The following is a 22,339-nucleotide window of genomic DNA, read 5'->3' on the forward strand; positions in this document are numbered from 1 at the left end:
AGGTAGGACATGCCCAAGCAGATCAGCTACGACGAGGACGCTCGTCGTGCGCTCGAGCGTGGGGTGAACAAGCTCGCCGACGCGGTCAAGGTCACCCTTGGCCCCCGTGGCCGGCACGTGGTGCTGGCCAAGAAGTTCGGCGGGCCGACCGTGACGAACGACGGCGTCACCATCGCCCGCGAGATCGAGCTGGACGACTCGTTCGAGAACCTCGGCGCCCAGTTCGCGAAGAACGTCGCCACCAAGACCAACGACATCGCCGGTGACGGCACCACCACGGCCACCGTCCTCGCGCAGGCCATGGTCAAGGTCGGCATGCGCAACGTCGCCGCGGGCGCGAACCCGATGGCGCTCGGCCAGGGCATCCAGCTCGCCGCCGACGCGGTCGTCGACGCGCTGAAGGCCAAGGCCACCCCGGTCAAGGGCCGCGACAACGTCGCCCAGGTCGGCACCGTCGCCTCGCGCGACGCGTCCATCGGCGCGCTGCTCGGCGAGGCCATCGAGAAGGTCGGCGAGGACGGCGTGATCACCGTGGAGGAGTCCTCCACGATGGCCACCGAGCTCGTCATCACCGAGGGTGTGCAGTTCGACAAGGGCTTCACGTCGGCGTACTTCGCCACCGACCCCGAGTCGCAGCAGGCGGTCCTCGAGGACACCTACATCCTGCTGTACCGGGACAAGATCTCGTCCCTGAACGACCTGCTGCCGATCCTCGAGAAGATCGCCCAGGCGTCCAAGCCGGTCGTGATCGTCGCCGAGGACGTCGAGGGCGAGGCCCTGTCGACGCTGGTGGTCAACTCGGTCCGCAAGACGATCCGCGCGGTCGCCGTCAAGGCGCCGTACTTCGGTGACCGCCGCAAGGCGTTCCTGGAGGACCTCGCGGTCGTCACCGGCGGCACCGCCATCTCCAGCGACGTGGGCATGAAGCTCTCCGAGGTCGACCTCGACGTGCTGGGCACCGCCCGGCGCGTGGTCGTCACCAAGGACGAGACCACGATCGTGGACGGCGGCGGCACCAAGGACGCCGTGGCGGGCCGCGCGGAGCAGATCCGCCGCGAGATCGAGGCCACCGACTCCGACTGGGACCGCGAGAAGCTGCAGGAGCGGCTGGCGAAGCTGTCCGGCGGCGTCGCGGTGATCAAGGTCGGCGCCGCCACCGAGACCGAGCTGTCCGAGCGCAAGCACCGCATCGAGGACGCGGTGGCCGCGACGAAGGCCGCGGTCGAGGAGGGCATCGTGCCCGGCGGCGGTTCCGCGCTGGTGCACGTGGCCAAGGAGCTGGACGCGCTCGCCGAGAAGCACGACGGTGACGTCGCCACCGGTGTGAAGCTGGTGCGCGAGGCGCTGGCCGCGCCGATGGCGTGGATCGCGATCAACGCCGGTCTCGAGGGCCCGGTCGTGGTGTCCAAGGTCAAGGACCTGGACTGGGGCCAGGGCTTCAACGCGGCGAAGCTCACCTTCGGTGACCTGGTCGCCGACGGTGTCGTCGACCCCGTGAAGGTCACCCGGTCGGCGGTCACCAACGCGGCGTCGATCGCCCGGATGGTGCTCACCACCGAGGCCTCGGTCGTCGAGAAGAAGGAAGAAGAGCCGGAGGCCGCCGCGGGCGGTCACGGTCACGGGCACGGTCACGGGCACGGCCCGGGCTTCTGACCCCGTACACGAACGAACGCCGCGCCCGGTCGCATTTCCCCCGACCGGACGCGGCGTTCGTCGTCTCTACCCGCAGTCCCTGCTAGTTGGCCACGGCCAACGTGCGCTTCTCCATCTTGATGATGGCTTCCCGCTCACCCTCCGAGAGGCCACCCCAGATTCCGTACGGTTCGTGCACCGCGAGCGCGTGGCGCCGGCACATCTCCAGCACGGGGCAGGCCTGGCAGACCGCCTTCGCTCTGGCCTCGCGCCGGGCCCGCGCCGGGCCGCGTTCACCGTCCGGGTGGAAAAAGAACGCACTGTCCATGCCGCGGCAAGAACCCTCGAGCTGCCAGTCCCACACGTCCGCGTTGGGACCCGGGAGCCTCCGAGTGTCCGCCATGGTGACCGCCTCCCTCGCCGGATGTTCGCACTACCGGCTACTCCATTCGGTGCAGCGGGACCAACGCTAGAACCGCGCCAAAGCTTGTTCAAGGCTGATCGACTCATTAGTCAGGCATTTCAGCCGATCGGTTCACCACGTCCACGCTGCGTGTTCGTCGATCCAGTTGCCGGACACTCGTGATCACCCGACGATGGGAGGGTGGCGACGAAGGAGGCGTCCGTGGGCGATCATGGCCGAGTCCTGGACGCGGTCATCGGTCCGGCGATGCGGCGGGACGACGAGGAGACGCTCCCCGTCGCGGCCGTCGCCCGCAGGCTCGGGGTGGCGCCCGCGACGCTGCGCACCTGGGACCGCCGCTACGGGATCGGGCCCCGCGCGCACACGACGGGCAGGCACCGCAGGTACACGCAGGCCGACATCGCCAGGTTGGAGCTGATGCAGCAGGCGCTGCTGCGCGGCGCCACCCCGGCGGAGGCCGCGTCGTACGCACTGCGGTCGTCGGAGGTGGAGCCCCCCGAGGTCGTGGCACCGAGGGAGGGCGGCCCGTCGCTGTTGCGCGAGTTCAGCACCCGCTCGGCATCGGTCCTGGGCCTCTCCCGCGCGGCGATGGCCATGGACACCGTCGCCATCCAGCAGCTGATCGCCGACAGCATCGACGCGCTCGGCGTGGTCGCGGTGTGGAACGACGTGCTGCGCCCGGTGCTGGCCGCGCTGGCCAGCAGGTGGGAGCAGTCGGGCGAGTGCGTGGAGGTGGAACACCTCGTCCACGAGTGCACCCTGTCAGCCATGATCGGCGCGACGCCCATGGTGACCGCACCGAGGAACCCGCGCCCGGTGCTGCTGTGCTGCGCGCCGGGCGAGCAGCACAGCCTTCCCCTGTATGTATTGCGCGCCGCGCTCGCCCGGGAGGGCATCGGCACACAGATGCTGGGCGCGGCACTCCCGGCACCGGCCCTGGCGGCGGCGGTCAGGAGAACCGGTCCGGCGGCCGTCGCGGTGTGGGCGCAGCTGCCCGGGCACGCGCAGGCGTCACTGTTCGACGAGGTGCCCAGGACGAGGCAGCGGGTGCGCCTGTTCGCGTGCGGCCCGGGCTGGTACACCACCGAACTCCCGGATCGCGTGGACCGCCTGGAAGACCTGGCCGACGCCGTGCGAAGGATCGAGACGCTGGTGGGCCTGGGCTGACACCAGGCACCCGCCCCGCGAAGCAGGGCCCCCATACAGCACCGGCCGATGCCGCGAACGCGCCTTCCGCGGCACAACCGCCACCCGGGAAGCCGAGCGCTGCGCGGCCGGCCCGCGAAGCGGGCTTCGCCCGCCAAGCCGAGCGCTGCGCGCCTGGCCCGGGAAGCGGGCTTCGCCCGCCAAGCCGAGCGCTGCGCGCCTGGCCCGGGAAGCGGGTTGCGCCCGGCAAGCCGAGCGCTGCGCGCCTGGTTCGCGAAGCGGGTTGTGCCCGCCAAGCCGAGCGCTGCGCGCCTGGTTCGCGAAGCGGGCTGTGCCCGCCAAGCCGAGCGCTGCGCGCCTGGCCCGCGAAGCGGGCTTCGCCCGCAAGCCCGAGCGCAGCCCACCACACAAGGACTGCCTGCCATCCCGTCGACCTGGCGAAGCCCGATCACACCGGGTCAAGGGGGCCCGAAACCCAAAGCACCACGCACCCGAGCCACCGGGCCCCCTTGACGCGGTGTGATAGCCCTCCGGGAGGTCGACGGGATGGCAGGCAGCCACGGACACCAGTCCTTGCCAAACCAACCCCGTGCAAGACCCGCCGCCATCCCGGAGACCAGCCCGTCCGGCGAGGACCCCCCGGAGGGAAAAACCCAGGCAAGGCACACCACCACGCCCGGGGGCGCACAAACCGCCACAACGGCACTGACCAGCGAAAACCGAAAGAAAACCGCAGCCCCAGTACATACGGGCAGCCCCCACCACTCCCGGGGGCACCCCGCTGTCCAGTCTACCGGCACCCACCGACAACCCCCAGGACACAAGGCCAGCCTGTGGACAACCGGACCACCTGTGGACAACCCGTCAACCACGCCCCGGAATTGTCGGTGGTCTCCCGTAGCGTGGTGACCGGGGGCCGGAGGCCGCCCCAAGCGACGAGACGGGAGCCCGGTGACCACCCTGGAACAGGCGGCGTTCGGCGATCGGCCGGACCTCGTCCTCACCACGACCCCAGCCCAGCCGCGCGACCGATGGCTGGCGGCGGTGGTCCTCGGCGCGCAGGGCCACTACGCCCGCGCGGCGACCCTCCTGCACGACCTGCTCCACGACGACGCCACCGCCTCCCTCGCCGCCTCCACCCTCGCCTCCCACCGCCGGCAGCTGGGTGGCCACGCGAGCGCGCGAACGCTGGACGCGACCGCCGCGGCCACGGCGCGCACCGACGAAGCCCGCGCCGACGCCCTCCTCGGCCTGGCCGCGGACGCGGTCGGCACGGGCCGCCTCGGCGAAGCGGGCAGGCTCCGCGACCAGACCCCGCTGAGCACCTGGCGCGCCAGGGTCCGCCACGGCTGGGTCTCGGCGGAGATCGAGTTGAGCCGGGGTGGAGCGGCGGTCGAGCACGCCGAGCGCGCGCTGGACGAAGCAGTACTGGCGGGCGCGACGCGGCACCGGATCAAGTCGGAGATCGTGCTCGGCGCGGCGCTCGCCGCTTCTGAACCGGTCATGGCACGAAAGCTGGTCACCCGCGCGCGGGACGACGCTACGGATCTGCACCTGTCGTCCCTGGTCTGGCCGGCGTCACTGCTGCTGGCGGAGGTAGACCCGTCCGAGGCATCCGGGCACACCCGTAACGCGTTGGCCGTCTTGCACGGTCTGTTACTGAGGACCGATCCACGTGGGCGTGAGCTCGCCGAACGCTCCCCGTGGGTACCCGACCCCGCTGGCCCAACCGGGTGACGACGGTCGCTCGGACATCTGGGCGAACTGGTCAGCAGATTTACCACCAGATCGTGTCAAGGTTCGCCCCGAAGCGTCCGATAGGGAGTAGTACGTCACTCGGCTGCAGGAAGGAGTCCCCGTGACGACGGTCTTGATTTGCGACGACCGCCGCGGTGTGCGGGAAGGATTGACCCGTGTCATGTCCGCGGTGCCCGGGGTTAGTCGCATCGACTGCGTAGCGCACGGTGACGAGCTGCTCGCCCGCTTCTCCCGTGCGCCGGTCGACGTCGTGCTCGTCGGCACCCAGCGCGCGGTTCCCACCGGTGTGGAGGCGACCCGCCGCCTGGTCTCGGCGAACCCGACGGCGAACGTCATCGTGTTCGGCGCCCCGGACGATGCCAGCAGCATCGCGGCCGCCATCGCGGGTGGTGCACGTGGTTACCTGCGGTGGGACGCCTCGCGTCCCGAGCTCGTCGCCGCACTGGCGCACACGCTGGCGAGCACCTCGGTGCCCGCGCCCCGTCAGCCGTCCGACCCCGGCGTCCAGCTCACCGACCGGGAGCTGCAGGTGCTGCGCGGCATGGCCATGGGCAAGAGCAACGGTCAGATCGGACGGGAGCTGTACCTGTCCGAGGACACGGTGAAGACGCACGCGCGTCGCCTGTTCCGCAAGCTCGGCGTGCGGGACCGGGCGCAGGCCGTGGCGCACGGCTTCCGCCGGGGGCTCGTCTCCTAGGCTCTGCCGTGTGACGTCAGTCGGTGGGTCCGGTGCGACCGGGCCGGGTGGGACCGGAGTGCGTGGAGATGGGTCTGGCGGCAGGGATGGGTCGGCCAGGCCCACTTCCGCTGATGAGGGGTCAGCGGACTTAGAGATCGACGACGAGTACGTCGAGCGGCCGTGGTGGGCCAGGGCGTCGACGCTCGTCGTGGTCGTCGTCACCCTGTTCGTGGTGTCCGGGGCGGTGACCGCATGGCTGCGGATCTCCGACCTGCAGGAACGTGTGGACTCACTCGAGGCGCAAACGCTTGCGGCCGAGACCGCGCGGCAGGACGCGATCCTCCTCGCCGAGGATCTCGCCACATACGACTACCGCGACCTCGGGGGTAACTTCCGCCACGTCGCGGCGCGTGCCACGGACCGGTTCGCCGGCGAGCTGCGCGCGCTGACCGAGGAGCTGGGGCCCGAGCTGCAGCGGACGCGGGCGATCGCCACCGCCACCGCGCGCTCGGCGGGTGTGGTCCGCGCCGACACGGGGAAAGCCGTGGTCGCGGTGTTCGTCGACCAGACCGTCACCAACACGAAGTCGCCCGAGCCGCGGGTCGAGCGAAGCCGCATGGAACTGACACTCGTCAGGGAAGGCGGTGTGTGGCGGTTAGACCAGGCGGGGGAACTCTGACGTGTCCCACCTGGCCGGAACGGGTTGGATTGTGTTGCGCGGTACGGTGGGTGGCACCTCCGTGAGTGACGGCACAGTCCCCTCGGGGTGTGACATTGAACTGACCGTACCTGCACGTAACGTTGAGGCTGCTCGCTGCGATGACCACATTGGGGGACGGACTGGACGCTTCCGTAGCCGCTGCCGTCGAGGGCGATCCACGCGCCATTGACCGGGTGCTTGCGTCTATCCGGCCCCTCGTCGTGCGGTATTGCCGCGCGCGTGTTGGCAGGCAGGAGCGATCCTTCGCTTCGGCGGACGACGTCGCACAGGAGGTGTGTCTCGCGGTGCTAACGGCCCTGCCCGGCTACCGCGACCAGGGGCGACCTTTCCTGGCCTTTGTGTACGGCATCGCCGCGCACAAGGTGGCTGACGCGCATCGTGCCGCCGGGCGTAACCGATCAGAGCCGGTTGCCGACGTACCTGATGAGCCCGAGACCGACGCCGGGCCGGAGCAGCGTGCCATGCAGCAGGACCTGAGCCGCCGGATGAAGGACCTGCTCGACGTCCTCCCCGACAAGCAGCGTGACATCGTGCTGCTCAGGGTGGTCGTCGGGCTCTCGGCGGAAGAGACCGCGGAGGCCATCGGCTCCACCCCGGGCGCGGTCCGGGTGGCTCAACACCGGGCCCTGGCCCGGTTGCGGAAGACTCTGTCAGCGGAGGAGGTGGTCTGAGTGAGTGATCGAAGAGATCCTGCCGAGCACGAGTACGCCGAGTTCGACGAGAACGCGGACACCGAGGCCATCGACCTCGCGCTGGTGCACGCCGACGACGAATACCTTGACCTGCTGGGTGGCGCCCGCATCGGCGACGTCGACGACCCGTTCGGCGAGTTCGCTGACGAGCAGCTGACCGAACTCCTCATGTCGTGGCGCCGGGACGTGGACTCGGAGCCCATCGGCGAGCTGGTGGACACCAAGCTCGCGACCACGACCGTGCAGGCCGCCAGGATGCGCCGCAAGCGCAGGCCGCGCCTGCTCGTGCCGCTGGCCGCCGCCGCTGCCGTGCTGGCCATCGCCTTCGCGGGCATGGGCCTCGCGGCGCGCGACGCCCAGCCCGGCGACACGCTCTGGGCGCTGTCCAAGGTCCTCTACGCCGAGCGCGCCCGCTCGGTCGAGGCCGCGGAGACCGTCAAGCAGGACCTGGCGCAGGCGAAGGCCGCGCTCACCGAGGGCAACCTCGAGGTCGCCAAGACCAAGCTCGCCGAGGCCAACGAGGCCCTGCCGACCGTCTCCAACGAGGACGGCAAGGACGAACTGGTCGCCCAGCACCGCTCGCTGATGGCCCAGCTGCCCGGCAGCCCGTCCGGTGAGGCGGGACCGCCGCCGACCCCGGACCCGTCGACGCAGCCCGACCCGGGCACCGGCAGTTCCAGCGGTGACGGCTCGAGCGGCACGTCCGCGCCCAACCCGCCGGCCACGACCTCGCCGAGCACGCCGCCCGAGTCGAGCGAGACCACCACGCCACCCACCTCGGAGACCACGTCCGAGCCGCCGCGCAGCGGCGACCCGGGTTCCGGCACGCCCAGCGGCGAGACCGGTGGCGAGCCCGCCGGTGGTGAGCCCGCGAACGTCGAGGGCGCGGTCGCCGACGCGGGCACCGCCGCGGTGAACTGACGCACCGGTACGCTGCCAGGTCATGACCGCGGGTCACGTGTACAGCCAGGCCCCTCGTTGCGCTCGCTGCGAGGGCAGGGCACTGCTGACCAAGGAAGCCGCCCAGGCGCTCGTCGACGAGTCGCTGGGCAGGCTGACGGCGGCGCGCTGCCCGGCCGAGGACGGCTGGCACGTGCACGCGCCGGCGCGGGACGCCGAGTAGCTACTTGGACTCGGCGGTCTGTTTCGTCGCCGCCGTCACACCGTCGATGAAGCCGCGGCAGTACTCCCAGCTCACGTACGCGGCCGGGTTCGGGTCGAACGCGGGCTCGTGCGGCCGCATCCGCCCGTCGGACAGCAGCTGCTCCAGCGACGCGCGCAGCAGCGCCCAGTCGTGGTAGTGGGGTTCCTGGCATTCCGCGCAGTCGACCACCACCCCCCGCACGGACCGCTGCTCCAGCAGCGCCTGGTAGACGGCCAGGTCCCGCAGGTCGGCCAGCAGTTCGTCGCGCTCCTGCGCGGACACCGGCTCCGGGTTGGCTGCGTCCTCGTCGGAGAAGGCCCACACGGGATCGTTCGGGTCGCCCGCGAACGGGTCCGGTGGCAGTGCGTCGTCCCTCACGCCCCGCACGGTACCGGGCGGGGGCGGCCTATGGTCCAGATACCATGTGTTAACTGCGGAAACCCTGATACCTAGAAGGGCCACGATGACCACCGCTGAGGGGATCCCGGCCAAGTTCGCCACGCTCGGCCTCACCTTCGACGACGTGCTGCTGCAGCCGTCGGAGTCCGACGTCGTCCCCAGCGAGGTCGACACGAGCACCCGCCTGACCCGCAACATCACCCTGCGCATCCCGCTGGTGTCCGCGGCGATGGACACCGTCACCGAGTCGCGCATGGCGATCGCCATGGCCCGCCAGGGCGGCATCGGCATACTGCAGCGCAACCTCGCCATCGAGGAGCAGGCGCGGCAGGCGGAGACCGTCAAGCGGTCGGAGGCCGGCATGGTCACCGACCCGGTCACGTGCTCGCCGACCGACACGCTCGCCGAGGTCGACGCGCTCTGCGCGCGCTACCGCATCTCCGGTGTCCCCGTCACGGACGCGGACGGCACGCTCGTCGGCATCATCACCAACCGCGACATGCGCTTCGAGGTCGACCACACGAAGCCGGTCAGCGAGGTCATGACCAAGGGCCCGCTGATCACCGCCCAGGTGGGCGTGTCGGCCGACGCCGCGCTCGGGCTGCTGCGCCGCCACAAGGTGGAGAAGCTGCCGATCGTGGACGGCGCGGGCAAGATCCGCGGCCTCATCACGGTCAAGGACTTCGTCAAGACCGAGCAGTTCCCCAACGCCACCAAGGACCCGGACGGCCGCCTGGTGTGCGGCGCCGCGGTCGGCGTGGGTGACGACGCGTGGAAGCGCGCCATGACGCTGGTCGAGGCGGGCGTGGACGTGCTGATGGTGGACACCGCGCACGGCCATTCCCGCGGTGTGATCGAGATGGTCTCGAAGCTGAAGAAGGAGCTGGGCGACACCGTGGACGTGGTCGGCGGCAACGTCGCCACCACCGCGGGCGCGCAGGCCCTGGTCGACGCGGGCGCGGACGGTGTGAAGGTCGGCGTCGGGCCCGGCTCGATCTGCACCACCCGCGTGGTCGCCGGCGTCGGTGTGCCGCAGATCACGGCGATCTACAACGCGGACCTGGCGTGCCGGCCGGCGGGCATCCCGGTGATCGGCGACGGCGGCATCCAGTACTCGGGTGACATCGCCAAGGCCATCGCGTCCGGTGCGTCCGCGGTCATGCTGGGCAGCCTGCTCGCGGGCACCGCGGAGGCGCCGGGTGACGTGATCCTCGTCAACGGCAAGCAGTTCAAGACCTACCGGGGCATGGGCAGCCTCGCCGCCATGCAGTCGCGCGGCGCGGCCAAGTCGTACTCGAAGGACCGCTACTTCCAGGACGACGTGCTCAGCGAGGACAAGCTGGTGCCGGAGGGCATCGAAGGGCGGATCCCCTTTCGCGGCCCGCTGGCCCAGGTCGTGCACCAGCTGGTCGGCGGCCTGCGGTCCGGCATGGGCTACACCGGGTCGCGCACCATCGCCGACCTGCAGAAGGCGCAGCTGGTCCGGATCACCGCCGCGGGGCTCAAGGAGAGCCACCCGCACGACGTGACGATGACCGTCGAGGCCCCGAACTACACCACTCGTTAGCCAGAGAGGAACTCCTGTGCCGGATCTTGTGGAGATCGGCATGGGGCGAACCGCCCGGCGCGCCTACGCGCTGCACGAGGTGGAGATCGTCCCGTCTCGCCGGACCCGGTCGTCGCAGGACGTGTCGACCGAGTGGAAGATCGACGCGTACCGCTTCGACATCCCGCTGCTGACGCACCCGACCGACGCGGTCGTGTCGCCGTCGGTCGCGGTCGAGGTCGGCAAGCTCGGTGGTCTCGGCGTGCTCAACGCCGAGGGCCTGTGGGCGCGGCACGCGAACGTCGAGCAGGTGCTGGAGCGGATCGTCGCGACCCTCGACGACCAGGACCACACCGCCCTGACCAGGCTGTTGCAGGAGCTGCACGCGGCGCCGATCAAGCCGGAGCTGATCGCCGAGGCGGTCAAGCAGGTCGCCGAGGCTGGTGTCACGGCCGCGGCGCGGGTGAGCCCGCAGCACGCCCCCGAGCTGACGCCCACTCTGCTGGCCGCGGGCGTGGAGATCCTGGTCGTGCAGGGCACGATCGTGTCGGCGGAGCACGTGTCCCGGGACGGCGAGCCGCTGAACCTCAAGTCCTTCATCGCGGAACTGGACGTGCCGGTGATCGCCGGTGGCGTGCACGACTACCGCACCGCGATGCACCTCATGCGCACCGGCGCCGCCGGCGTCATCGTCGGTTACGGCACGGGCGTGGCGACCACGACGGACAGCGTGCTGGGCATCGGTGTGCCCATGGCGACGGCGATCGTCGACGCCGCGGCCGCCCGCCGCGACTACCTCGACGAGACCGGCGGCCGGTACGTGCACGTCATCGCCGACGGCGAGGTCGACGGCAGCGGGGACATCGCGAAGTCCATCGCCTGCGGTGCGGACGCGGTCATGCTGGGCAGCCCGCTCGCCGCCGCCAGGGAGGCGCCGGGCAAGGGCCTGTACTGGACCGCGGCGGCCGCGCACCCGTCGCTGCCGCGCAGTCGCGTCATCCCGACCGCGGCCGAGGAGGAGATCACCGACCTCCGCACGCTGCTGTTCGGCCCGTCCTCCGACCCGGACGGCGTGATCAACCTGTTCGGCGCGCTGCGCCGCGCGATGGCGAAGACCGGGTACTCGGACCTGAAGGAGTTCCAGAAGGTCGGCCTGTCGGTACGGGCATGAGCGGGACCCGCGGAGCGAACATCGTGCCGAGACAGATCGTTGCCGAGCGCGACGGTGTGGCGCTCGCGGAGCTGACCGACGACGACCGCCGCGTGCTCGAGGAGCAGGACGACGGCGCGTGGGACGTCGACCCCGACGACCGCCCGGCCCCGCACTTCACGTTCGAGGTGCACCGGCTCGCGATCGTGGACGCCGAGACCCACGCCGTGCTCGGGTCCGTGAACTGGCACGCGGTCGGCTACGGCCGCACCGCGGCGTGCACGGCGTGGAACATCGGCATCGGCCTCGTGCCCGCCGCGCGTGGCAAGGGCGCGGGCGCCACGGCGTTGCGGCTGCTGATCGAGCACCTGTTCGCGACCACCGAGGTCGACCGGATCGAGGCCAGCGCCGACGTGGAGAACGTCGCGTCGCAGAAGGCGCTGCGCAAGGCGGGCATGCGGCGCGAGGGTGTGCTGCGCGGCGCCCAGTTCCGCGGCGGGTCGCGGCACGACATGGTCGGTTTCGGGATCCTGCGGTCGGACCTGCCCGACGAGGACGCGGTCCGCGAGATCGTCGCCACCGGTGAGGGCATCGCGCTGGGCACGGCGCTGCCGGGCGACGACGGGGCGCTGAGCGCGCGGTACGCGAGCGACTTCGACATCGACCCCGACCACCGGCCGCTGCGCCACCACCCGACGTCGGAGCGCCTGGTCGTGCTCGACCGGATCACCGAGGAGCCGATCGGCACGGTCAGCTGGCACGCGGTCGGCTACGGGCCGACCGCCGGGTGCGAGGCGTGGAACATCGGCCTCGCGCTGGTGCCGGAGGCGAGGGGCCGCGGCGTCGGCGCGACCGCCACCCGGCTGGTCGCCGAGTACCTGTTCGCGACGACCGACATCGACCGGATCGAGGCCAGCACCGACCGGGACAACGTGCCCGCGCAGCGCGTGCTGGCCAAGGCGGGTTTCCGGCCGGAGGGCCTGATCCGCGGCGGACAGCTGCGTGGCGGTCGCCGCCGCGACATGGTGTCCTACAGCCTGCTGCGGACCGACGTCATCGAGGACGCGAACGCCATCGAGCGGCACGTCGTGATCGAGCGCGACGGGGTCGTGCTGGCCGAGCCGGGCCCCGGTGACCGCGAGGCGTTCTACGTGGCGGCCGCCGGTGACTTCCAGGTCGACCAGGACGACCGGCCTCGGGTGGCGGGCCCGGCGCGGACGTCGCTGTTCAGCGTGCTCGACGCGGAGACGGGCGACCTGCTCGGCGGCGTCAGCTGGCACGCGGTCGACTACGGCGGCACGGTGGCGTGCTCGGCGTGGAACATCGGCATCGGCCTGCTGCCCTCGGCGCGCGGGCGGGGCATCGGCACGATCGCGCAGCGGTTGCTGGTCGAGCACCTGCTGGCCACGACCGAGCTGGACCGCATCGAGGCCAGCACGGACGTCGACAACATCGCCGAGCAGCGGGCACTGGAGAAGGCGGGTTTCCGCAGGGAGGGCGTGCTGCGCGGGGCGCAGCTGCGCGGGGGCGTCCGGCGGGATCTCGTGCACTACGGGCTGGTCCGGAGCGACGTCGAGGCTTAGTCTCGACCCATGGGTGAACTCGCGAGTAGGACTCCCGGTAACACCTTCGACTACGACGTCGTGGTCGTGGGTTCCGGGTTCGGCGGCAGCGTGGCCGCGCTGCGCCTCACGGAGAAGGGCTACCGGGTCGCGGTGATCGAGGCCGGTCGCCGGTTCGCGGACGACGAGTTCGCCACGACGTCGTGGGACCTGCGCAGGTACCTGTGGGCGCCCGCGCTCGGGTGCTTCGGCATCCAGCGCATCCACCTGCTCAACGACGTGATGGTGCTGGCCGGGTCCGGGGTGGGCGGCGGGTCGCTGGTGTACGCGAACACGCTGTACCGGCCGCTGAAGCCGTTCTACCGGGACAAGCAGTGGGCGCACATCACCGACTGGGAGGCGGAGCTCGCGCCGCACTACGACCAGGCGTCGCGGATGTTCGGCGTGGTCCAGAACCCGACGATCACCCCGGCCGACGAGGTCATGCAGAAGGTCGCGGCCGACATGGGCGTGGCCGAGTCGTTCCACCCGACCCCCGTGGGCGTGTACTTCGGCAAGCCGGGTGTCGAGGTGGAGGACCCGTTCTTCGGCGGCGCCGGGCCGCGCCGCACCGGCTGCACCGAGTGCGGTTCGTGCATGACGGGCTGCCGCGTGGGCGCCAAGAACACGCTGGTGAAGAACTACCTGTACCTCGCGGAGAAGCACGGCGCGAAGGTCCTGCCGATGACGACCGTGACGGCGGTGCGCCCCACGGCGGAGGGTTTCGCCGTGGACGTGCGCCGGACCGGTGGCCGCGCCCGCCTGACGATCACGGCGGGCCAGGTCGTGCTGGCCGCGGGCACGTGGGGCACGCAGCGGCTGCTGCACGAGATGAAGGACCGCGGCGTGCTGCCCCGCCTGTCGCCGCGGCTGGGTGAGCTGACCCGCACCAACTCGGAAGCGATCATCGGCGCGGGCCGCACCACGGTCGACCCGGCCCGCGACTTCAGCCGGGGCGTCGCGATCACGTCGTCCATCCACCCGGACGAGACCACCCACATCGAGCCGGTCCGGTACGGCAAGGGCAGCAACGCGATGGGCCTGCTGCAGACCATCGCGACCGACGGCGCCGCGTCGATGCCGCGCTGGCTGCAGGCGGTGCGGTTCATGTTCCGGCACCCGGTGCAGACGGCGCAGCTGCTGCGCACGCACCGGTGGAGCGAGCGGACGGTGATCCTGCTCGTGATGCAGAGCCTCGACAACTCGATCACCACGTACACGAAGCGCGGGCTGTTCGGGCGGCGCAAGTACACGTCGCGGCAGGGCCACGGCGAACCGAACCCGTCGTTCATCCCGGCGGGCCACGAAGCGAACCAGCTGGCGGCGAAGCACATCGACGGCATCGCGGGCGGCACGTGGGGGGAGATCTTCAACATCCCGCTGACGGCCCACTTCATCGGCGGTTGCCCGATCGGCGCGTCCGCGGACGAGGGCGTCATCGACCCGTACCACCGCGTGCACGGCTACCCGGGCCTGTCCATCGTGGACGGCTCGGCGATCTCGGCGAACCTGGGCGTGAACCCGTCGCTGACGATCACCGCGCAGGCGGAGCGAGCGTTCTCGTTCTGGCCCAACAAGGGCGATGCCGATCCGCGCCCTGCCGCCGGGTATGAGCGCATCGCTCCGGTGCCGCCCCGCTCGCCCGCGGTCCCGGCCAACGCCCCGGCCGCGTTGTGGCTGCGGTGAGGGCGGCCGCCGGCCCCCGATTTCCAGCGTAGCGAGCACCCCCGACAAAGACGGCCGCCGAAAGGCGAGTTGTCCACAGGTGCCCCGGTTGTCCACAGTTCGTGGCGGCGGGCTGGAATTGTCGGTGGTCACCGGTAGACTGGCATGGCGGGTGGCCCCCGGGATCGGGTGGGGGTTGCCATCGCGCGCGCGAGCGGCGAGGGCCGACCCCGGGGTGCAGACCCGGTATGTGGATGGAGACCCGGTATGCCGGGCGCTGTGCGCCCGGCCCCGCGAAGCGCGGCGAAGCCCCATCACCCCGTGAGGGGTGCCTGCCATCCCGTCGACCTGGCGAAGCCCGATCACGCCGTGTCAAGGGGGCCCGGAAGCCCGACGCAACCAGCTGACCAATCCCCGGGCCCCCTTGACGCGGCGTGATAGCCCGTGGGAGGTCGATGGGATGGCAGGCACCGCCACGGACACCAGTCCCTGCCAAACCAACCCCGTGCAAGACCCGCTGCCATCCCGGAGACCAGCCCGTCCGGCGAGGACCCCCCGGAGGGAAACCCCACAACAAGGTCAACCCCCGGAGGGAACCCACAACAGGGTCAACCCCCAGAGGGAACCCACCACCAAACAATCAAGCCAGACCGGACAACGAGACCGCTACGCTCGCAGTCACAACGAAGTGAGAGGTGCGGAATGGCGTTCGCGTCCAGTGGGGATCTTGCTGCCAAGGAGGAGACCTTCTCCGAGTTGGCGCCCGGCGTGTACGCGCTCACCGCCGAGGGTGACCCCAACGTCGGCGCCATCGAGGCCGAGGACTTCGTCGTCGCCTTCGAGGCGCGTGCCACGCCGGTCGCCGCCGAACGGTGGCTCGGCCGGCTGCGGGAACGGACCGACAAACCCGTGCGGTACCTGGTCCTCAGCCACTACCACGCCGTCCGCACGCTGGGCGCTGCCGCGTTCGGGGCCGCCGAGATCGTCGCCCACACGCAGACCCGCCGCCTCATCGCCGAGCGGGGCGAGGAGGACTGGGCGTCCGAGCTGGCCCGCATGCCGCGCCTGTTCGAGGAACCCGGTTCCATCCCCGGCCTGACCTGGCCCACGCTGACGTTCACCGACCGCATGGTCATCCCGCTCGGCGGCGACCGGGAACTCGTTCTCGCCCACTGCGGGCGCGGCCACACGGCGGGCGACATCATCGCGTGGTTGCCGCACGACCGGATCCTCTTCGCGGGGGATCTCGTCGAGGCGCAGGCCGCGCTGTACACCGGGGACGCGTTCCACACCGAATGGGCCTCGTCCACTTTGGACAACGTGCAGGGGTTCGGGGCCGAGGTGCTCGTCGGCGGCCGGGGCGCCGTGGCCGACGGGGCCGACGCCGTGTTCGCCGCCATCGCGCAGAGCAGGCACTTCCTCGACGAGCTCCGCCGCACCGTCGGCGCGGTGCACGGCTCGCACGGCACGCTCAAGGACGCCTTCACCGCCGCCCACGACGCGCTCGCCCCCGACTTCGGCGGCTGGCCCATCTTCGAGCACTGCCTGCCGTTCAACGTGCAGCGCTATTGGGACGAGCTCGACGGCATCGACTGGCCGCGCATCTGGACGGCCGAACGCGACCAGGAAGTCTGGGCCGCGCTGCGGGACGACGCCTGATGCGGGTCCTGGTCGTCGGCGCGGGCCCGGTCGGCATGACGGCCGCCCTGCTGCTCGCGCGGCACGGCGTGCCCGTCACCGTGCTGGAGGCGGCGCCGCGCCGCGAGCTGGTCGGCAGCCGGTCGATCTGCGTGCAGCGGGACGTGCTCGACATCCTCGAGCGCGCCGGCGTCGGCGCTCAGATCGCGGACGTCGGGGTCACGTGGACGCGCGGCCGGATCTACTACCGCGAGCACGTCGTCGGCGAGATCACGTTCGACGAGGTCGGCGCGACCGCGTTCCCGCCGTTCGTGAACACGCCGCAGACGATCGTGGAGTTGTTGCTGGAACAGCGGATCGCCGAGGAACCGCTCGTCGACCTGCACTACGACCAGGCGGTCGTCGCGGTGTCGCAGGACGGCGACGGCGTCTCCCTGTCCACATCGGACACCGGGTACCGCGGCACGCACTGCGTCGCGGCCGACGGGTCCCACTCGGCGGTCCGCGAGCTGCTCGGGCTGCCGTTCGACGGGATGTCGTTCGACGACCGGTTCCTGATCGCGGACATCCGCGCCGACCTCGGGTTCGACCGGCCCGAGCGGCGGTTCTACTTCGACCCGCCGTGGAACCCGGGCAGGCAGGTGCTCCTGCACCCGCAGCCGGGCGGCGTGTGGCGCATCGACTGGCAGGTGCCCGCCGACTTCGACCTGGCGGAGGAGGACCTGGACGGCCGCATCCGCGCGATCGTCGGTGACGCCGAGTACGAGGTCGTGTGGCTGTCCCTGTACCGGTTCCACCAGCGGCGCGTGCCGACGATGGCGGTGGGCCGGGTCCTGCTCGCGGGCGACGCGGCGCACACCATGAGCCCGTTCGGCGCGCGCGGCCTCAACTCCGGCATCGCGGACGCGGACAACCTGGCGTGGAAGATCGCGCTGGACCGGCAGGGCCTCGGCGGCCCGGCGCTGCTGGCGTCGTACGACGCGGAACGGGGCGCGGCGGCCGAGGAGAACCTGCGGGTCACGGGCGAGACGATGCGGTTCCTCGTGCCGCGGACGGACGAGGACCGGGCGCACCGCCTGGACGTCCTGACCCGGTCGATCGACGACGAGCAGGCGCGGGCGGAGATCAACTCGGGCAAGCTCGCGGCCCCGTTCACCTACGACGCGTCCCCGCTGACGACGTCCGGCGGCGGCCTGTGCCCGGACGCGCGGCTGACGCGCGGTGAGCGGTTGCGGGAGCTGGGCTGTTTCACGGTGCTCACCCACTGGTGCGACTGGCGGCCCGCGGACGAGTGGGAACGGGCGGTGGTCGGCGCCGTGCTCCCGCTCGAACAGGAAGCGGACACGGTCCTCGTCGACGCGCTGGGCCTGAACCCGCGGCAGGCGGTGGTCGTGCGCCCGGACGGTCACGTGGCAGCGGTGCTGACCGAGCCACCGGGCGGCATCGCGCCGCTGGTCACGCAGGCCCTGCGCCGCGCGACAGGCTGGTGACGTCCCGGATCGTGGTGCACGATCGGGTGGCCGTGGACAACCACCTCCACCCCCCGCACGTCTGCTTCGTGGGAGGTGTCGGGGGATGACGATCAATCGACGGCGGTTTCTCGGGATGGTGGCGGTGGGGGCGGCGGCCGCGGCGTGCTCGCCCGAGCCGGGGTCGGCGCCGCCACCCACCGGCACGACCACCACCACGAGCGCGCCGCCGCCGTCCACCACGCAGGCGCCCGTCCCACCGGACTGGAACGCGTTGCGTGCCCAGCTGAACGGCGGCCTCGTCCTCCCCGGCGACGGCACCTACGCGACCGCGAGCCGCTCCTACAACCCGCGCTTCGACAGCCACACACCGGCCGCCGTCGCCCGGTGCCGGTCCGCTGACGACGTGGCGCGCTGCGTCGACGTGGCACGCACGGCCCGGATGCCGATCGCTGCCCGGTCCGGCGGCCACAGCTACGCCGGCTACAGCACCCCCGACGACGGCCTCGTGCTCGACCTGCGGCCCATGGCGGACGTCCGGGTCAGCGGCGGCACGGTCGAGATCGGCGCTGGGGCGCGGCTCATGGAGGTCTACTCGGCGCTCGCCGCGGCGGGCCGTGCCCTGCCCGCCGGGTCGTGCCCGACCGTCGGCATCAGCGGGCTCACGCTCGGCGGCGGCATCGGTGTCACCGCCCGCAAGTACGGGCTGACCTGCGACAAGCTCGTCGCCGCGAAGGTCGTCCGCGCCGACGGCACCCAGGAGACCGTCGACGGTGGCGACCTCCTGTGGGCGCTCAAGGGCGGCGGTGGCGGCAACTTCGCGGTCGTCACGTCGTTCACGTTCGCCACCGAGCCCGCGCCCGACATGACCGTGTTCTCGCTCCGGTACCCGGCCGGGGCGACCGCCGATGTCGTCGGCGCGTGGCAGGAGTGGATCGCCCGGCAGCCGGACGAGATGTGGTCCAACTGCATCGTCTCCGCGGGCTCGCCGCCCACCTGCCGGGTCGGTGGCGCGCTCGTCGGCGGCGAGGACCAGTGCAAACAGCTGCTGCGGACGATGCCGCGCGCTTCGTCGATCCTCATCACCGGCAAGGGCTACCTCGACGCCATGCGCTACTTCGGCGGCTGCTCACAGCGCAGCGCCGCCCAGTGCCGCCCGGAGTCCGAGGGCGGGCAGCTCGGGCGGGAGACGTTCACCGCATCGTCCCGCATGCTCACCGAACCCGTCGACCCGGCCGCGTTCGTCGACCTGCTGCGGGGCCGTGCCCGGCTCGACGTGCTGCTCGACTCGCTCGGCGGCGCCGTGTCCCGCGTCGCGCCGGGCGACACCGCGTTCCCGCACCGCACTGCGCTCGCGTCCGCGCAGATCTACTCGTCCGGCGACGCCGGGGCCGTCGCCGAGGTGCGCGACGGGCTGGGCAGGCTGGCCGGGCCGCACGGGTACGTCAACTACATCGACCCGGCCATGCCCGACTGGGCCACCGCCTACTACGGCGACAACCTCCCGCGCCTGCGGGAGGTCGCCGCCACGTACGACCCGGACAAGGTCTTCGCCTTCGCCCAGGCGGTCTAGAGCTCCAGCCCGGTGAGCACCATGACGCGCTCCTCGGTCAGGTCCGCCATCGCCGAGCGCACGCCCTCACGGCCGAAGCCGGAGCCCTTCACGCCGCCGTAGGGCATCTGGTCGGCGCGGAACGACGGCACGTCGCCGACGATCACGCCGCCCACCTCCAGCTCGGCGCGGGCGCGGAACGCCACCTGCACGTCACGGGTGAACAGCCCGGCCTGCAGCCCGTACTTCGAGTCGTTGACCTGCGCGAACGCCTCGTCCACGTTGTCGACCACGGACACCGACAGGACGGGCCCGAAGACCTCCTCGGCCCAGACGTTCGCGTCGATCGGGACCTCGGCGAGCACGGTCGGCTCGACCGTCGCGCCGTCCCGCTTGCCGCCCGCCAGCAGCTTCGCGCCCGCGGACACGGCCTCGTTGACCCACTTCTCCACGCGCTCGGCGGCGGCCTCGTCGACCAGCGGGCCCACCTCGACGTCCGGGTCGTGCGGGTCGCCGGTCCGCAGCGCGCCGACCGCGTCCAGCAGCTTCGGCAGGAACGCCTCGGCGACCGCGCGTTCCACGATCACCCGCTGCACGGCGATGCACGACTGCCCGGCCTGGTAGTTGGAGAACATCGCGATGCGCTTCGCGGCGAAGTCCAGGTCCGGCCAGTCCGCGCACACGACCGCCGCGCCGTTGCCGCCCAGCTCCAGCACGACCTGCTTGCGCGGCGCGGCGTCCATCAGCGACCAGCCGACCGGGCCGGAGCCGGTGAACGACACCACCGGCAGCCGCGGGTCCTTGACCAGCGCCATCGTCTCCTCGTTGCCGACCGTCAGCACCGACCACGAGCCCTCCGGCAGGTCGGTCTCGGCCAGCAGCTCACCCAGCAGCAGCGCCGACAGCGGCGTGCGCGGCGCGGGCTTCACGACGATCGGCGCGCCGACGGCGATGGCCGGGGCGATCTTGTGCGCCACCAGGTTCAGCGGGAAGTTGAACGGCGCGATGCCCAGCACCGGGCCGCGCGGCACCCGGCGCACCACCGCGAGCCGCCCCTCGGCGTTCGGGTCGGTGTCGAGCCGCTGCAGCTCACCGGAGAACCGGCGGGCCTCCTCGGCGGCGAACCGGAACGTCGACACCGCCCGACCCACCTCGAGCGTCGCCCAACGGAGTGGTTTCCCGTTCTCCGCGGTGATCATCTCGGCGATCTCGTCCACCCGCGCGGCCAGCTGCCGGGAGACGTGGTCCAGCGCCGCCGCCCGGACGTGCGCGGGGGTGGTCCGGAACTTCTGCTGCACGTCGACAGCCGCGGCGACCGCACGTTCGACCTGATCAGCGCTGGGCACGCAGACGGTCGCGATCTCGTCGCCGTCGAACGGGTGGTGCACGGCGAGGGTCTGGTCACTCTGCTCCGCTCGCCCCGCGATCCAGGCAGGACGCGGGGTGGGCAGGTGCTGCTCGGTCGCGTTCATACCCCCACCGTAGTTCCCGGGTGCCGGCAGGGCGCATGCGATGCTGTGGCCGTGACCGACAACTTCCACCGGCCAGTGCTCGTCGTCGACTTCGGTGCCCAGTACGCGCAGCTCATCGCCCGTCGCGTGCGGGAGGCACAGGTGTACTCGGAGGTGGTTCCGCACACCGCGTCGGTGGCGGAGCTGCTCGAGAAGGACCCGCAGGCCATCGTGCTGTCCGGCGGGCCGTCGAGCGTGTACGCCGACGGCGCGCCCGGGGTGGACCCCGAGCTGTTCGAGGCGGGCGTGCCGGTGTTCGGCATCTGCTACGGCTTCCAGGCGATGGCGCAGGCCCTCGGCGGGACGGTCGAGCACACCGGGTCACGCGAGTTCGGCCGCACCGACCTGTCGTCGCAGGGCGGTGTCCTGCACACGGACCTGCCCGCGCGGCACCCGGTGTGGATGTCCCACGGCGACTCGGTCACCAAGGCCCCGCCCGGTTTCGACGTGACCGCGACGTCCTCGGGTGCGGTGGTCGCCGCGTTCGAGGACACGGAACGCAGGTTCGCCGGTGTGCAGTACCACCCGGAGGTGGCGCACTCGCCGCACGGGCAGGAGGTGCTGCGCCGGTTCCTGCACGACGTCGCGGGCATCCGGCCACAGTGGACGATCGCGTCCATCGTGGAGGAACAGGTCGCGAAGATCCGCGAGCAGATCGGCGACGGCAGGGCGATCTGCGGCCTGTCCGGGGGCGTCGACTCCGCGGTCGCGGCCGCGCTCGTGCAACGTGCCATCGGCGACCGGCTGACCTGCGTGTTCGTCGACCACGGGTTGTTGCGTGCCGGGGAACGGGCCCAGGTGGAACGCGACTACGTGTCCGCGACCGGGGTCAACCTGGTCACCGTGGACGCCCGCGAGCGGTTCCTGTCGGCGCTGGACGGCGTCACCGACCCCGAGCAGAAGCGCAAGATCATCGGTCGCGAGTTCATCCGCGTCTTCGAGCAGGCCGAGCGCGACCTGAAGGCACAGGGCGACTACCGCTTCCTCGTGCAGGGCACGCTGTACCCGGACGTGGTCGAGTCCGGCGGCGGCACCGGCGCGGCGAACATCAAGAGCCACCACAACGTCGGCGGCTTGCCGGACGACCTGCAGTTCGAGCTGGTCGAGCCGCTGCGCGAGCTGTTCAAGGACGAGGTCCGCCGCGTGGGCCTGGAGCTGGGCCTGCCGGAGACGATCGTCCACCGGCAGCCGTTCCCCGGCCCGGGCCTCGGCATCCGCATCATCGGCGCGGTCACGGCCGAGCGGCTGGAGATCCTGCGCGCGGCCGACTCGATCGCCCGCGAGGAACTGACCGCCGCGGGCCTCGACCGCGACATCTGGCAGTGCCCGGTGGTGCTGCTGGCGGACGTCCACAGCGTCGGCGTGCAGGGCGACTTCCGGACCTACGGCCACCCGGTGGTCCTGCGGCCGGTGTCCTCGGAGGACGCCATGACCGCCGACTGGACCCGCCTCCCGTACGACGTGCTGGAACGCATCTCGACCCGCATCACGAACGAGGTCGCGGAGGTCAACCGGGTCGTCCTGGACGTGACGTCCAAGCCCCCGGGCACCATCGAGTGGGAATGAGACAACGCGAAAGGCGCCCCTCGCGAGGGGCGCCTTTCGCGTGTTC

General features: G+C 71.7%; 19 protein-coding genes. 16 read left to right on the forward strand and 3 right to left on the reverse strand.

Features of this window, described 5'->3' with window-relative positions; genetic code table 11:
• The first annotated feature begins 9 nt into the window (after window positions 1–9).
• Entirely contained in the window at window positions 10–1,653 is a 1,644-nt protein-coding gene (gene groL / locus ACYQ77_RS02920; protein WP_459707099.1) for a chaperonin GroEL, read from the forward strand.
• An 82-nt stretch (window positions 1,654–1,735) separates the two neighbouring features.
• Here groL and ACYQ77_RS02925 read toward each other — a convergent pair whose 3' ends face one another.
• On the reverse strand, window positions 1,736–2,035 hold the full coding sequence (locus ACYQ77_RS02925) for a WhiB family transcriptional regulator (protein WP_424230459.1): 300 nt from the start codon (window positions 2,033–2,035) through the stop codon (window positions 1,736–1,738).
• A 201-nt stretch (window positions 2,036–2,236) separates the two neighbouring features.
• On the opposite strand from ACYQ77_RS02925, the gene ACYQ77_RS02930 reads away from it, so the two are divergent.
• The 7 genes from ACYQ77_RS02930 (at window position 2,237) to ACYQ77_RS02960 (ending at window position 8,175) form a co-directional block, all read left to right on the forward strand.
• On the forward strand, window positions 2,237–3,223 hold the full coding sequence (locus ACYQ77_RS02930; protein ID WP_459707102.1) for a MerR family transcriptional regulator: 987 nt from the start codon (window positions 2,237–2,239) through the stop codon (window positions 3,221–3,223).
• A gap of 930 nt (window positions 3,224–4,153) precedes the next feature.
• On the forward strand, window positions 4,154–4,939 hold the full coding sequence (locus ACYQ77_RS02935; RefSeq protein ID WP_459707104.1) for a hypothetical protein: 786 nt from the start codon (window positions 4,154–4,156) through the stop codon (window positions 4,937–4,939).
• Window positions 4,940–5,060: 121 nt separating this feature from the next.
• Window positions 5,061–5,657, forward strand: coding sequence for a response regulator transcription factor (locus ACYQ77_RS02940; RefSeq protein ID WP_133907713.1), 597 nt, complete (start codon window positions 5,061–5,063; stop codon window positions 5,655–5,657).
• Window positions 5,658–5,847: 190 nt separating this feature from the next.
• Complete coding sequence (locus ACYQ77_RS02945; RefSeq protein WP_459707106.1) at window positions 5,848–6,318, forward strand: hypothetical protein; 471 nt, start codon at window positions 5,848–5,850, stop codon at window positions 6,316–6,318.
• Window positions 6,319–6,458: 140 nt separating this feature from the next.
• Window positions 6,459–7,031 (forward strand): sigma-70 family RNA polymerase sigma factor, encoded by a 573-nt coding sequence (locus ACYQ77_RS02950; protein ID WP_459707108.1) that lies wholly within the window; start codon window positions 6,459–6,461, stop codon window positions 7,029–7,031.
• The gene (locus ACYQ77_RS02955) at window positions 7,032–7,973 is read left to right on the forward strand and encodes an anti-sigma-D factor RsdA (protein ID WP_459707110.1); all 942 of its coding nucleotides are present in this window, start codon (window positions 7,032–7,034) and stop codon (window positions 7,971–7,973) included.
• A gap of 22 nt (window positions 7,974–7,995) precedes the next feature.
• Window positions 7,996–8,175, forward strand: a complete 180-nt coding sequence (locus ACYQ77_RS02960) for a hypothetical protein (RefSeq protein ID WP_459707112.1) — start codon at window positions 7,996–7,998, stop codon at window positions 8,173–8,175.
• On the opposite strand, the gene ACYQ77_RS02965 is transcribed toward ACYQ77_RS02960, so the two are convergent.
• Entirely contained in the window at window positions 8,176–8,574 is a 399-nt protein-coding gene (locus ACYQ77_RS02965) for a DUF5319 domain-containing protein (protein ID WP_459707113.1), read from the reverse strand.
• Window positions 8,575–8,659: 85 nt separating this feature from the next.
• Between ACYQ77_RS02965 and guaB the strand changes: the two genes are divergently transcribed.
• The 7 genes from guaB (at window position 8,660) to ACYQ77_RS03000 (ending at window position 19,237) form a co-directional block, all read left to right on the forward strand.
• Window positions 8,660–10,162, forward strand: a complete 1,503-nt coding sequence (gene guaB / locus ACYQ77_RS02970; RefSeq protein ID WP_459707115.1) for an IMP dehydrogenase — start codon at window positions 8,660–8,662, stop codon at window positions 10,160–10,162.
• Between the two features lie 16 nt (window positions 10,163–10,178).
• Window positions 10,179–11,312 (forward strand): GuaB3 family IMP dehydrogenase-related protein, encoded by a 1,134-nt coding sequence (locus tag ACYQ77_RS02975; protein WP_459707117.1) that lies wholly within the window; start codon window positions 10,179–10,181, stop codon window positions 11,310–11,312.
• Window positions 11,313–11,335: 23 nt separating this feature from the next.
• On the forward strand, window positions 11,336–12,874 hold the full coding sequence (locus tag ACYQ77_RS02980; RefSeq protein WP_459707119.1) for a GNAT family N-acetyltransferase: 1,539 nt from the start codon (window positions 11,336–11,338) through the stop codon (window positions 12,872–12,874).
• Between the two features lie 9 nt (window positions 12,875–12,883).
• The gene (locus tag ACYQ77_RS02985; protein ID WP_459707121.1) at window positions 12,884–14,578 is read left to right on the forward strand and encodes an FAD-dependent oxidoreductase; all 1,695 of its coding nucleotides are present in this window, start codon (window positions 12,884–12,886) and stop codon (window positions 14,576–14,578) included.
• 681 nt (window positions 14,579–15,259) lie between these two features.
• On the forward strand, window positions 15,260–16,216 hold the full coding sequence (locus ACYQ77_RS02990; RefSeq protein WP_459707123.1) for an MBL fold metallo-hydrolase: 957 nt from the start codon (window positions 15,260–15,262) through the stop codon (window positions 16,214–16,216).
• Window positions 16,216–17,685, forward strand: coding sequence for an FAD-dependent monooxygenase (locus ACYQ77_RS02995; protein ID WP_459707125.1), 1,470 nt, complete (start codon window positions 16,216–16,218; stop codon window positions 17,683–17,685). The genes ACYQ77_RS02990 and ACYQ77_RS02995 overlap by 1 nt, the downstream gene beginning before the upstream one ends.
• 85 nt (window positions 17,686–17,770) lie before the next feature.
• Window positions 17,771–19,237: an FAD-binding oxidoreductase gene (locus ACYQ77_RS03000; RefSeq protein ID WP_459707127.1), complete on the forward strand. Its 1,467-nt coding sequence runs from the start codon at window positions 17,771–17,773 to the stop codon at window positions 19,235–19,237.
• Here the strand turns inward: ACYQ77_RS03000 and ACYQ77_RS03005 are convergent.
• Window positions 19,234–20,688: an aldehyde dehydrogenase family protein gene (locus ACYQ77_RS03005; RefSeq protein ID WP_459707129.1), complete on the reverse strand. Its 1,455-nt coding sequence runs from the start codon at window positions 20,686–20,688 to the stop codon at window positions 19,234–19,236. The two genes, ACYQ77_RS03000 and ACYQ77_RS03005, sit on opposite strands and share 4 nt — an antisense overlap.
• Window positions 20,689–20,739: 51 nt before the next feature.
• On the opposite strand from ACYQ77_RS03005, the gene guaA reads away from it, so the two are divergent.
• Window positions 20,740–22,293: a glutamine-hydrolyzing GMP synthase gene (guaA, locus tag ACYQ77_RS03010; protein WP_459707131.1), complete on the forward strand. Its 1,554-nt coding sequence runs from the start codon at window positions 20,740–20,742 to the stop codon at window positions 22,291–22,293.
• Window positions 22,294–22,339: the final 46 nt, after the last annotated feature.

Source organism: Actinophytocola sp. KF-1 (assembly GCF_054661535.1).